Origin of the sequence: Microbacterium sp. oral taxon 186 str. F0373 (assembly GCF_000411455.1) — a bacterium.
GTDB lineage: Bacteria > Actinomycetota > Actinomycetes > Actinomycetales > Microbacteriaceae > Microbacterium.
This window is the reverse complement of record NZ_KE150457.1, coordinates 411,698-424,335: the sequence shown is the minus strand read 5'-3', so window position 1 is coordinate 424,335 and position 12,638 is coordinate 411,698. Positions and strand designations below refer to the sequence as shown.

Below are 12,638 nucleotides of genomic sequence, written 5' to 3'. Positions count from 1 at the left end.
CGTGAGCGTGCGCGTCGCCGATGAACGGAGGTTGGCCCGCGCGTCAATCTTCGAGGAACGACGATTGTTGCGTACCGCGCCCGGCAGCCCCTGACGCGATGCTGGAGAGGTGCGTGTCGCCCGCTCCCGTCTCACCGCCGCTGCCGCGGCCTCCGCGGTGCTGGTCGCTGCGGCATCCTTCGCCGGATGCGCCGCGGACTGGACCACGCCCCACCCCGCGCCCACCCTGATCGCCGCCGCGGATGCCGGCTTCCTTCCGGCGACCCCGTTGGCGCCGGCGGCGACGATGACCCCGAGTCCGGGCTCGTGGGTCGGCGCGCGCCCGGCGGCGGGAATGCGGGTCGTGCTGCTGACGATGGGCGACGAGGCGTCGACCGCGACGATGACCGACGCGGTGCGCACCTGGGCGCGCGAGGTGGGCGCTGACCTCCGTGAGGTCTGGGCCGGGGATGACCCCATTCCCGCCATCACCCAGGCGATCGACATGCACGCCGATGTCATCATGTCGGCGGGCGACGGACTCGTGGATCCCCTCGCGATCGTCACCGCGAGTCACCTCGACCAACCCTTCCTCGTCCTGGGTGGCGAACTGGCCGAGCCGACGCAGAACGTGCTCGCCGTCGACTGGGCCGGAGCCGGCTTCCGCGGCGAGGATCTCGGTCAGGCAGCCCACCACGATCCGGCGAGCTTCACGCCCGAGCGCTGCCGCGACGCCGTGGCGGCCGGCGTCGCTGCGCTGCTCAGCGGACAGAACGGCGTCGTCGTCTGGATCCCCTGACGCCGCCGCGGGTCAGTCGGTGCGGGAGATCGCTTCGCGGCGGTGCGGGCGCGCCCACCGCGCCGGGGTGTGCGGGCCGTCCCACACCTGCACGATTCCCCACGCGACCGCGGTGATCGGCACGGCGAGCACGGCCCCGACGATGCCTCCCAGCACGGTGCCGGCGGTCAGAGCGATGAGGATCACGAAGGCATGCAGCTGCATGGAGCGTCCCATCAGCACCGGCTGCAGCAGGTTGCCCTCCAGCTGATTGACGAGCACGACGACGCCCACCACGAGCAGGGCCACGACCCAGCCGTTCGCGACGAGCGCGACCAGTGCGGCGAGGATGCCGGCGAGGGTCGCGCCGACGATCGGGATGAACGCGAGCAGGAACACGAGCACCGCCAGCGGCAGGGCCAACGGCACCTGCAGGATCAGCAGCCCGATGAGGATGCCGATGGCATCCACCGCGGCGACGGTCGCCGTGCCGCGCACGTACGAACCGAGCACGGTCACCGTCTTGGAGCCGACCCGCAGCGCCCGCTCGTAGGGCTCGCCGCGGAACGGCCGCAGCAGGAAGGCCCACATCTGGGGGCCATCCTTGAGGAAGAAGAAGAGCATCACGATCATCAGCACCAGGCCGGTGATGAAGTTCGCCACGGCGCTGACGCCGGCCAACGCGCCGCTGCCGAACTGTGCGCTTGTCGCGAAGTCGGTGAGGGTCTTCAGCCACTCGTCGATCTGGGCATGATCGATCTGGAACGGAAGGGTGGCGGCCCATGCCATGAGGTCGGTGAAGCCGCCCTGCGCCTGCGTCGCCAGCTCGTCCCACTGGTCGCGCACAGCCCAGACGATCAGCCAGCCGACGCCGGTGAGGACCAGAGCGATCGCGAACAGGGTGATCAGCGTCGCGACGAGAGAGGGGATGCCGCGCCCGCGCAGCCAGCCCATGAGCGGCGCGAATGCGGAGGCCAGGATGAGCGCGATCACGAGCGGGACCGTCACCACGGTGAGCTGGCGGATCCCCCAGATGATGCCCCCGGCGAGCGCGACGACCACGATGATCTGCACCGCGCGGATGGCCAGAGCGCCGAATGCATCCGCCCAGAGGCTCCAGGGCTTGCCCACCGGGCGCACGTGGACCCCGTCCGTGCCGTGCTGGTCGATGCGGACGGTGCGGTCGCGGAACAGTCCCATGCCTCGACCGTAGACGACCGGTCACCTCCGATCCGGTCACCGTGCCGGAAGCGACCACTCCCGCTCGGTGAGCACCCGTGCCACGGTGAGGCCGATCGCGAGGGCGACCACGACGAACACGGCGGTCGTCGCATTCTGGATCGCCGCGACGGTATCGCCGCCGATGACGCCGGCGATCGAGCGATACGCGGCCGCGCCCGGCACCATGATGAGAACCGCCGGCACGGTCAGGGTCACGCGCGCGGCGCGCAGCCGATCACCGAAAAGGTAGGCGCCGAGGCCCACAGCCAGGGCGGCGGCAGCGGCGGCGACGGCGGGATTGACGTGGGCGTCGACGAGCGCCAAGCGCCCGACGTTCGCGACGGCGCCGAGACTCGATGCCGTCAGAGCGATCGCCCAGGGCGTGCCGAACAGCAGAGCGAAACCGAGTACCCCGACGAAGCCGGCGGCGAGGCGGACGAGCGACAGGAACGGCTCGGCGAATTCGGGGGCGGCGACCTGTGTGACGGTCGCGTCGAAGACGGTCGCGACTCCCCAGACGGCGGTTCCTGTCGCCAGCAGCACCAGAACGGCATAGGTGACCCGGGCGATGCCGGCGTTGAGATCCAGTCGGGCGAGGTCGAGGGCGCCGGTCACCAGCGGAAAGCCGGGAACGAGATAGAGCACGGCGCTGGTCAGTGCCGCGTCGTGCTGTCCGCCGGGAACGCCGAGGGCGACGAACACCTGCGCGGCGGCCAGGTACACCAGCAGGGCTGTCATCGCCGAGGCGAACACGAGGAGGAACTCGTTCGTGTGCAGGCGGTGGATGAGCATCCGCACCCACTGGCCGGCCGCCGCCGCGATCCCGACGGCGACGAACTCCTGCCACCCACCGTTGTTCAACAATGCGAAGGCCGCGCACGCCAGCGCGGCCGCCAGCACGCGCGTCAGATCGGAGTATCGTCGCGGCATCCGCTCGACCTCGCGCAGCTCGCCCTGCAGGTGGGCCGGGGACGTGCCCGGCTGCAGACGCGCCGTCAGGCGTTTCAGCGCCGTCATGCGGTCGGCATCGACGGTCGGACGAGGAACTTCTGCTACCCGGGTGCGAAACATCTGACCGCGCCCGGCGGTGAGCACGATGTCGGTCATGCCGACGCGACAGTGCACGTCGTCGATGCCCACCGCCTCGGCGGCACGCACCATGCTGTCGCGCACCCGCGCGGAGGATGCACCCGCCCCCAGCATGAGCGAGCCCAGGCGCAGCACCGCATCCGTGCGCGCGATGAACTGCACCGGCTCGAGGGCGAGCTCTTGGGTGAGAGTCGGCTCCGGGGACTCGGCTGACGCACGGGGCGGCTCGTCGGGCGGTGCTGGGGCCATGGTCCGATCCTCGCACCGCCACGCCGCGAGGGCGAGCGGCGCGAGCCGGAAGAACGGATGCCGATATTCACGGTCGCCGGTCCGCGAGCGGCGCGCGCCGCGCGCGTAGGGTCGGCATCACGGAGGAGGGGAGAGCGCCCCTCACCATCCGCACCAACGGATCGCATGTCCGGCCGCCGGGACCCGGCGCCGATGCGAGCGCGGCGCGGGAGAGCCGGATCCGGCCCGTGCGGTGCTGCGCGGGTCGGATCCGCGCGCCCCGATCAGGTCAGCACGTCTGCCAGGTCGTAGGCGCGCACCTGTTCCAGTTGCGCGAACGTGCACGAGCGGGGGTCGCGGTCGGGCCGCCACCGGTCGAACTGCACCGTGTGGCGAAAGCGCGCGCCTTCGAGCTGGTCGTAGCGCACCTCGAGCACGCGCTCCGGCCGCAGCCGGACGAAGGACGTATCCTTCGTGGCGGAGAAACGCGAGCGGTCGGTCTGCCCGGTGACGCTCGCGCCCTCGGCATCCGTGACGACGAGAGGCGTCAACTCATCGACGAGCTCACGTCTGCGCACATCGCTGAACGCCGAGGCCCCGCCGACGTTGCGCAGATCGCCGTTCTCGTCGTACAGCCCCAGCAGCAGCGAGCCGACCCCGTGGCCGCTCTTGTGGACGCGGTAGCCGAGCAGCACGACATCGGCCGTGCGTGCGTGCTTGATCTTGAACATCGTCCGCTTTCCGGGCGCATAGGGCAGGGCGAGGGGTTTGGCGATCACCCCGTCCAGCCCGGCGCCTTCGAAGCGGGCGAGCCATTGCGTCGCCAGGTCGTGGTCGCCCGTGGTGCGCGTGACGTGCACGGGTGCGGGGACCTCGCGCAGGAGGTCTTCGAGTTCTGCACGTCGGGTCGAGAACGGCTCGTCTTGGAGGTCGTGCTCGCCGCGGGCGAGCAGGTCGAAGGCGATGAACATCGCGGGCGTCTCGGTGCTCAGGAGGGCGACGCGGGACGCGGCGGGATGGATGCGCTGCGACAGCGCCTCCCACGACAGGCGCCGCCGCCCGTCGGATTCCTCGAGCGCGACGACGATCTCCCCGTCGAGCAGACACGGCTCGGGCAGCAGCGTCGCACACGCGGCGACGAGCTCGGGGAAGTAGCGGGTGAGCGGCTTCGCGCCGCGCGAGCCGATCTCAACGTCGGCGCCGTCCCACGACAAGAGCGCGCGAAACCCGTCCCACTTGGGTTCGAACGCGAGGCCTCCGGGAGTGCGGGCCGGGTCGGGAACGGTGGTGACGGCCTTCGCCAGCATCGGTGCGGGGATCTCGTACGGCATGGCTCTCATCATGACGGCGGGCACGCGCGGGCGACAGGGGTGCATCCGGAGACTCGCGATGAGACTGAGTATCACTTATGATGGTCCGCAGTCTCAATTCTTGTCTCCGTTGTGACCGATCACCGAGACGCCGCGCGCACCCGAGGAGTCCCCATGGCCGCTGACTACCAGGCACCCACCGCCGACTACGCCTTCCTGTTCGGCGAGGCGTTCGGCCTCGACATCGTCGCCCGCGCGACCGGCGGCGAGCTCACCGCCGCCGACGGCGCCGACGTGATCGCCGGGGCCGGTGAGTTCGCGGCCTCCGTCCTCGCGCCGCTGCAGAGCATCGGCGATCGGGAGGGTGCGCGCCTCGTCGACGGCCAGGTGCGTCTGCCTGACGGCTTCGCCGACGCGTACGCCGCCTTCGTCGAGGCGGGATGGATCAGCGCGGAGGCGCCGACCTCCGCCGGCGGCGACGGGCTTCCCGGGGCGATCCGAGCGGGCCTCGGCGAGATCTGGAACGCGTCGAACGCCGCGTTCGCGTTGTGCTGGCTGCTCACGGCCGGCCAGATCCATGCGCTGGATGCCGCGGCATCCGATGAGATCCGCGAAACGTACCTGACGAAGCTGGTCTCGGGCCAGTGGACGGGCACGATGAACCTCACCGAACCGGCGGCGGGCACCGACCTCGGCGCCATCCGCACGATCGCCACCCCCCGCGGCGACGGCACGTATGCGATCCGCGGTCAGAAGATCTTCATCACCTGGGGCGACCACGACGTCGCCGAGAACATCGTCCACCTCGTCCTCGCCCGCACTCCCGGTGCCCCCGACGGGGCCAAGGGGCTGTCGCTGTTCGTCGCACCCAAATACCTCGTCAACACGGACGGCTCGCTCGGCGATCGCAATGCCGTCACGACCGTCGCTGTCGAGCACAAGCTCGGCATCCACGGCAGCCCCACCTGTGTGCTCTCCTACGAGGACGCCACCGGCTACCTCGTCGGCGAGGTCGGCGGGGGACTGGCCGGAATGTTCGTGATGATGAACTCCGCCCGTATCGCGATGGGCTTCCAGGCGACCGGCATCGCCGACCGCGCGCTCCAGCAGGCCACGGCCTATGCCGCCGATCGGGTGCAGGGACGTGTGCTCGGTCGCGAGGGGACGGCGCCGATCGCGGAGCACCCCGACGTGCGCCGGCTGCTGCTGTCAATGCGCAGCGAGGTCTTCGCGATGCGCGCGCTGGGCGTCTACGTCGCCGACCTCTTCGACCGGGCCGAGCAGACCGACGATGCCGCCGTGCTCGCGATGGCCGAGTTCTTCGTGCCGATTCTGAAAGGCTGGTCGACGGAGGATGCCGTGGCGCTCACGAGCGACGCCATCCAGGTGCACGGGGGCATGGGCTTCATCGAGGAGACCGGTGCGGCTCAGCACTACCGCGACGCCCGCATCATGCCGATCTACGAAGGCACCACCGCGATCCAGTCCAACGACCTCATCGGTCGCAAGGTCATCCGCAACCAGGGGGCCACCGCCGAGGCGCTGTTCGCCGACATCGAACGCACCGTCGAGGCCCTGCGCTACGCCGGCGGCGAGGTCGCCGCGCGCACCGCCGACCGCCTCGAGCGGGCCGTGGATGCCGCGCGTCGCGCGACCGCCGATCTCATCGGCTTCGCCGACGCGCCGCGGGATGCGCACGCCGTCAGCGTGCCCTATCTGATGCTCCTCGGCGTCCTTGCCGGCGGATGGATGCACGCGCTGGCGGTCGTCGCGGTCGCGGCCCACGCCGCCCCGGAGGAGGCCGACGCGCAGCGGCTGACCGCGGCGGACTTCTACGGCGCGCACCACCTGCCGCGCGTGCACGCGCTCGCCGAGACCGTCGCCTCGGGGGAGACGGTCTGAGGGCGGACCGCCGCCCTGCCGGGCCGCCGCCGCCTCGGCATCCCGCGCCGCAAGCACGCCGCCCTGCCGGGCCGCCGCCGCTCCGGCGTCCCGCGCCGCAACTGCAAGGCCCGTCGGGCGACACGCCGTACGGGATGCCGCGATCACGGCGTGCCGTCCGCGAACCCTTGCAGTTCGGTCGGGCAGTGCGCGCGCTCAGAGCTCGTCGCGCAGGCGCCGCACGACCTCGGCCATCGGCATCCGACGGGGGAAGGTCGCCACGACGACGTCGTCGTTCTGTGCCTGCTCGCCGTCCGGGTGCACGCCGAAGCGGTGCATGAGCTCGTCGTAGGCGTCGGTCAGCACCGACTCGGGGATGTCCTCGGTGCCGCGCAGCAGGCGGCGCAGGACGTGGTTGTGCACCGCGGTGACGGCGGCAGAGAACGCTACGGCGTCGATCGGGTCGAGGCCCGGGAGCGCGGAGCGCAGGTAGTCGTCGAAGAGCCGCTCGTATTGGAAGACGGTCACGATCTCGCGGTCGCGCAGCGCCGGCACCTGGCGCACCACCGCGTAGCGGCGGCGGGCGAGTTCGGGCTCGGCGGCGAAGTGGCGGAAGACGTCGACCGATGCTGCGCACGCCGCGGCCCACGGGTTCTGTCCGGCGCTCTCGCCGCCGGTCGTCAGCTTCTGGCGCAGGTGCGCGAGGAGCACGTCGTGGTCGCTGAAAACGACGTCGTCCTTGCCGCCGAACTGACGGAAGAAGGTCGACCGGGAGACCCCGGCGGCCTGCGCGATCTGCTCCACCGAGGTCGCTTCGAACCCCTGCGCGGCGAAGAGGTCCAGCGCAGCGGCGACGACGGCGTTGCGGGAGGAGGTGGGAGACGCTTCGGCCATGCCCGTGAGCCTAACGCGACCGGGGCCTGCATGCCGCTGCGCGGGGCGGGCGACGGCCGGACCAGTGCGGTGCGTCTACTAAGCTGGGGGATCGGTCGATCTCTCGATATCGAGATTGTTTGAGCACTTTTGTTCCGATACCGAGAACCCTTCGGCACGACACCCACTGACGCCCAGCGAAGGATTGCACGTGGATCTGTACGAGTACCAGGCACGAGACCTGTTCGAGAAGTACGAGGTGCCGGTGCTCCCCGGCATCATCGCCGACACTCCTGAGGAGGCGAAGGCGGCGGCTGAGAAGCTCGGCGGCGTCGTGGTCGTCAAAGCTCAGGTCAAGACCGGAGGCCGCGGCAAGGCCGGTGGCGTCAAGGTCGCCAAGACCCCCGATGACGCCTATGAGGCGGCGAAGGCCATCCTGGGCCTGGACATCAAGGGTCACGTCGTCAAGCGCGTCATGATCGCCGGCGGCGCCCAGATCGAGAAGGAGTTCTACTTCTCGGTGCTGCTGGACCGCGCCAACCGCTCGTACCTGAGCCTGTGCTCGGTCGAGGGTGGCATGGAGATCGAGCAGCTTGCCGTCGAGAAGCCCGAGGCCCTCGCCAAGGTCGAGGTCGACCCGCTGACCGGCATCGATGCCGCCAAGGCGCTCGAGATCGCCAAGGCCGGCGGCTTCGACGACGAGCTGGCCCCCAAGGTCGCCGACGTGTTCGTCAAGCTCTACAACGTCTACACCGGTGAGGGAGCGACCCTCGTCGAGGTCAACCCCCTCATCCTGGATGCCGCGGGCAACATCATCGCCCTCGACGGCAAGGTGTCGCTCGACGACAACGCCACCGAGGTGCGCCACCCCGAGCACGAGGAGCTCGAGGACAAGGATGCCGCCGACCCGCTCGAGGCGAAGGCCAAGGCATCCGGTCTGAACTACGTCAAGCTCGACGGCCAGGTCGGCATCATCGGCAACGGTGCGGGTCTGGTCATGTCGACCCTCGACGTCGTCGCCTACGCCGGCGAGAACCACGGCGGCGTCAAGCCCGCCAACTTCCTCGACATCGGCGGCGGCGCCTCGGCGACCGTCATGGCCGCGGGCCTGGACGTCATCCTCGGCGACCCGCAGGTGAAGTCGGTGTTCGTCAACGTCTTCGGCGGCATCACGTCGTGCGTGGCCGTTGCGGAGGGCATCGTCAAGGCGCTCGAGATCCTCGGCGACGCCGCCACCAAGCCGCTCGTGGTCCGCCTCGACGGCAACCAGGTCGAAGAGGGCCGTGCCATCCTCGCCGCCGCCAACAACCCGCTCGTCACCCTCGCTGCCGGCATGGACGAGGGTGCCGACAAGGCCGCCGAGCTGGCGAACGCCTGAGCTGCGGCATCGGAACAAGGAACTAGGACTATGTCGATCTACCTCAACAAGGACTCCAAGGTCATCGTCCAGGGCATCACCGGCGGCGAGGGCACCAAGCACACCGCGCTGATGCTCAAGGCGGGCACCAACGTCGTCGGCGGTGTCAACGCGCGCAAGGCCGGCACGACCGTCTCGCACATCGACAAGGACGGCAACCCCCTCGAGCTGCCCGTCTTCGCCTCGGTCGCCGAGGCGATCGCGGCGACCGGCGCCGACGTGTCGATCGCGTTCGTGCCGCCGGCATTCACGAAGGACGCGATGGTCGAGGCCATCGACACCGAGATCCCGCTGCTGGTCGTCATCACCGAGGGCGTGCCCGTCGGCGACACGGCCGAGGCGTGGGCGTACGCGAAGAGCAAGGGCAACAAGACCCGCATCATCGGTCCGAACTGCCCCGGCATCATCACGCCGGGTGAGGCGCTCGTCGGCATCACGCCGGCGAACATCACCGGCAAGGGACCGATCGGCCTCGTGTCGAAGTCGGGCACCCTGACCTACCAGATGATGTTCGAGCTGCGCGACCTCGGCTTCTCGACGGCCATCGGCATCGGCGGCGACCCCATCATCGGCACGACGCACATCGATGCGCTCGCCGCGTTCGAGGCCGATCCCGAGACCAAGGCGATCGTGATGATCGGCGAGATCGGCGGCGACGCCGAGGAGCGTGCGGCCGAGTTCATCAAGGCCAACGTCACGAAGCCCGTCGTCGGCTACGTCGCGGGCTTCACGGCACCCGAGGGCAAGACGATGGGCCACGCCGGTGCCATCGTCTCCGGGTCCGCGGGCACCGCGCAGGCCAAGAAGGAAGCCCTCGAGGCCGCCGGCGTCAAGGTCGGCAAGACCCCGTCCGAGACGGCTGCCCTCATGCGGGAGATCATCGAGACGCTCTGACGCTCTGACGCTCGACGAGAGAGGGGGTGGATGCTGCGGCATCCACCCCCTCGCTCCATCTGCCCCCCTGCCGAGCCGCTACGAACCCGCCGAGCCGCCACGAACTGGCGTGGCAGCTCGCGCGGAACGTAGCGGCTCGCGGGAGGGGGAGGGGGCGCGGGTCAGCCGCCGAGCAGCATCTGGATCGGGCCGCGCGCGAAGTAGATCAGGAAGCCGACGGCGACCACCCACAGCAGCGGGCTGATCTCCTTCGCCTTTCCGGAGAGGGAGCGCACGACCACCCAGCTGATGAAGCCGGCGCCGATGCCGTTGGCGATCGAGTACGTCATCGGCATGACCGAAACCGTCAGGAACACCGGCAGCAGCACGCTGAAGTCGCCGAGGTCGATGTGCTTGACCTGCGCCATCATCATCGCGCCGACGATCACGAGCGCCGCGGCGGCGACCTCGGTCGGCACGATCGAGGTGAGCGGCGTGAAGAACATCGCCAGGAGGAAGACCACACCGGTCACGACGTTGGCGAGCCCCGTGCGGGCGCCCTCGCCGATTCCGGAGCCCGACTCGATGAACACGGTTGCCGATGACGAGGAGGTCGCGCCTCCCACGACGGCGCCGACGCCTTCGACGACGAGCGCGGACTTGATGCGGGGGAAGTCGCCCTTCTCGTCGGCGAGCCCCGCCTCTTTCGCGAGACCGGTCATCGTGCCCATCGCGTCGAAGAAGTTCGAGAACACGAGCGTGAACACGAGCATGATGAGCGCGACGATGCCGACCTTGCCGATGTCGAAGTCGAAGTCGACGGCGCCGAGCAGGCTCAGGTCGGGGATGCTGACGGGCGACCCGGTGAGGGCGGGGATCGTCAGGCCCCATCCGCCCGGGTGATCGGTCGCCGAACCGAGGTGCCAGATGGCCTCCACGATCACCGAGACGACCGTGCCGCCGACGAGGCCGATCAGCATGCCGCCCTTCACCTTGCGGGCCACGAGCACGCCCGTGACCAGCAGCGTCAGGACGAACATGAGCGTCGGTATCGACGCGACCGAGCCGCCGATGCCGAGTCCGACCGGCGGGGAGTTGGATCCGGTCGCCGTCACGAACCCGGAGTTCACGAACCCGATGAAGGCGATGAACAGACCGATCGCGACGGTGATGGCGAGCTTCAGCTGCACCGGCACCGCGTCGAAGATGAGCTTTCGCAGGCCCGTGGCGGCCAGCAGCACGATGATGATCCCGTTGATCATCACGAGGGCCATCGCCTCTGGCCAGGTGACCTCGTGGATGACGCTGAACGCGAGGAAGGCATTGATGCCGAGTCCGGCCGCGAACGCGAACGGCAGACGCGTGACCAGGCCGAACAGGATCGTCATGACCCCGGCGGTCAGGGCGGTCGCTGCCCCCACGGCGGAGAACGCCAGCTCGTTGCCGGCGATGTCCGCCTTGCCCGACAGGATGATCGGATTGAGGATCACGATGTACGCCATCGTGACGAAGGTGACCAGTCCGCCGCGGATCTCGCCGCCGATCGTCGAGCCGCGACGGCTGATCTCGAAGAAGCGGTCGAGCGCCCCGCGCGGGGCGTCGGCGGAACGGGCGGCGGACGTGGGTGTAGCGGGCATGGATCCTCCATCCAGAACCGTAGTGGATGCCGCGCCGCCTCCGCCCCGCGCGCCCCGCGCCGGCTCCTCACCCGGGTAGGTAGGGTCGAACCCGCATGAACCGCCTGCTCGTCCTCCTTCTCGCCGCCGTCGATGCCCTCATCGCGGCGGCCGTCGGTGTCGCCGTCGTGCTCGCACCCCTCACGGTCTTCTGGGTGATGGCGTTGGGGGGCACGGCCGACTGGGGGGCACTGTGGCCCGCGGCGGTGCGCATCTGGCAGCTCGGTCAGTTGGTCCCGCTGCACATCACGCTCGGTGAGGACTACCTCGTCGCCACCGGAATCGCGCCGCAGGCGGCGTCGTTCGTCGTCTCGCTGGCGCCGCTCGCGCTCGCCGTCTTCACGGCCCTCTTCGCGGCGCGCTCCGGCGCCCGTGCCGCCCGCTCCGGGGCGTGGGCGGTGGGGGTGGCTGCCGGCACGCTCGTCACGCTTCTGCTCGCCGCCGCCCTCTGGGCCACCTCGCGCACGCCCGTCGCCGCCGTCTACGGATGGCAGGCGATCCTGCTGCCCACTCTCGTCTTCGCCGTCCCCGCCCTGGTGGGCGCCGTCGTCGAAGCGTGGCGGATCGGAGACGACGGTCTCATCGATGGCCTCCGCGACCGGATCGACGGCGTCGATGCACGCCGGGGTCACCCGTGGGTGAGTGCCGTCTCGGCGGCAGCCCGGGGCCTCGCCGCCGCCGTCGCCGGGCTCGTCGGCGTCGGTGCGCTCGTCGTCGCTGCGGCCGCAGTGCTGCGCGGAGGGCAGGTCGTCGCCCTCTTCGAGGCGGCGCACGTCGATGTGCTCGGCGGCGCGGTGCTCTCCTTCGGGCAGCTGGTCTACCTGCCGACCCTCATCGTGTGGGGCGCCTCGTTCGCCGCCGGGCCGGGCTTCGCGGTCGGCGCCGGCACCGCCGTGTCGCCCGCCGGGACGACTCTCGGCGTCCTGCCCGGCATCCCGTCTCTCGGCCTCATCCCCGACACCCCCTCGCCGTGGCTGTTCGCGCTCGTCCTGGTGGTCGTCGCCGTCGGCTTCGTCGCCGGAGCGACCGGCCGCACCCGCCTCGCGTCCGTTGACGAGCTCGGCGCGCCGCGGGAGTCGACCACGGCTGTGCGCTTGTTCGTCTTCGGCGTGATCGTCGTGCTCGGAGCCGCCGCGGCGGCGCTGCTGGCGGTCCTCGCATCGGGCGCGGTCGGGCCCGGACGCCTCAGCACCGTCGGACCGGCCGCCGGTCCGTTCGCGTTCTGCGTGGGTGTCGAGCTCGCCGTCGGAGCCGCGATCGCGCTCTTCTCCCCGGCGCACACCAGAGACCCCGCCGGCGCGCCGGTAGACTGA

General features: G+C 70.5%; 10 protein-coding genes. 5 read left to right on the top strand and 5 right to left on the bottom strand.

The genetic code is table 11. The features are described from left to right. Positions 1 to 109: 109 nt before the first annotated feature. Positions 110 to 778 (top strand): hypothetical protein, encoded by a 669-nt coding sequence (locus tag HMPREF1529_RS01920; RefSeq protein ID WP_016463483.1) that lies wholly within the window; start codon positions 110 to 112, stop codon positions 776 to 778. A gap of 12 nt (positions 779 to 790) precedes the next feature. Here HMPREF1529_RS01920 and HMPREF1529_RS01915 read toward each other — a convergent pair whose 3' ends face one another. From HMPREF1529_RS01915 to HMPREF1529_RS01905, 3 genes are all read right to left on the bottom strand, one after another. Continuing rightward, complete coding sequence (locus HMPREF1529_RS01915) at positions 791 to 1,957, bottom strand: AI-2E family transporter (RefSeq protein ID WP_016463482.1); 1,167 nt, start codon at positions 1,955 to 1,957, stop codon at positions 791 to 793. A 36-nt stretch (positions 1,958 to 1,993) separates the two neighbouring features. Beyond that, a complete protein-coding gene (locus tag HMPREF1529_RS01910) occupies positions 1,994 to 3,316 on the bottom strand; it encodes a threonine/serine ThrE exporter family protein (RefSeq protein ID WP_005050355.1) in 1,323 nt (440 codons plus the stop codon). Positions 3,317 to 3,579: 263 nt separating this feature from the next. Beyond that, entirely contained in the window at positions 3,580 to 4,626 is a 1,047-nt protein-coding gene (locus tag HMPREF1529_RS01905) for an ATP-dependent DNA ligase (protein WP_036282630.1), read from the bottom strand. Positions 4,627 to 4,779: 153 nt separating this feature from the next. On the opposite strand from HMPREF1529_RS01905, the gene HMPREF1529_RS01900 reads away from it, so the two are divergent. Beyond that, a complete protein-coding gene (locus HMPREF1529_RS01900) occupies positions 4,780 to 6,507 on the top strand; it encodes an acyl-CoA dehydrogenase (RefSeq protein WP_016463480.1) in 1,728 nt (575 codons plus the stop codon). 195 nt (positions 6,508 to 6,702) lie between these two features. Here HMPREF1529_RS01900 and HMPREF1529_RS01895 read toward each other — a convergent pair whose 3' ends face one another. After that, the gene (locus HMPREF1529_RS01895) at positions 6,703 to 7,380 is read right to left on the bottom strand and encodes a TetR/AcrR family transcriptional regulator (RefSeq protein ID WP_005047942.1); all 678 of its coding nucleotides are present in this window, start codon (positions 7,378 to 7,380) and stop codon (positions 6,703 to 6,705) included. Positions 7,381 to 7,570: 190 nt separating this feature from the next. On the opposite strand from HMPREF1529_RS01895, the gene sucC reads away from it, so the two are divergent. Both sucC and sucD read left to right on the top strand, forming a co-directional pair. Beyond that, a complete protein-coding gene (sucC, locus tag HMPREF1529_RS01890; RefSeq protein ID WP_005047945.1) occupies positions 7,571 to 8,737 on the top strand; it encodes an ADP-forming succinate--CoA ligase subunit beta in 1,167 nt (388 codons plus the stop codon). Positions 8,738 to 8,767: 30 nt separating this feature from the next. Next, positions 8,768 to 9,670, top strand: a complete 903-nt coding sequence (gene sucD / locus HMPREF1529_RS01885) for a succinate--CoA ligase subunit alpha (RefSeq protein ID WP_016463479.1) — start codon at positions 8,768 to 8,770, stop codon at positions 9,668 to 9,670. A 161-nt stretch (positions 9,671 to 9,831) separates the two neighbouring features. Here the strand turns inward: sucD and HMPREF1529_RS01880 are convergent, their stop codons facing one another. Further along, positions 9,832 to 11,286, bottom strand: a complete 1,455-nt coding sequence (locus HMPREF1529_RS01880) for an NCS2 family permease (RefSeq protein WP_016463478.1) — start codon at positions 11,284 to 11,286, stop codon at positions 9,832 to 9,834. Positions 11,287 to 11,381: 95 nt separating this feature from the next. On the opposite strand from HMPREF1529_RS01880, the gene HMPREF1529_RS01875 reads away from it, so the two are divergent. Next, the gene (locus HMPREF1529_RS01875) at positions 11,382 to 12,638 is read left to right on the top strand and encodes a cell division protein PerM (RefSeq protein WP_016463477.1); all 1,257 of its coding nucleotides are present in this window, start codon (positions 11,382 to 11,384) and stop codon (positions 12,636 to 12,638) included.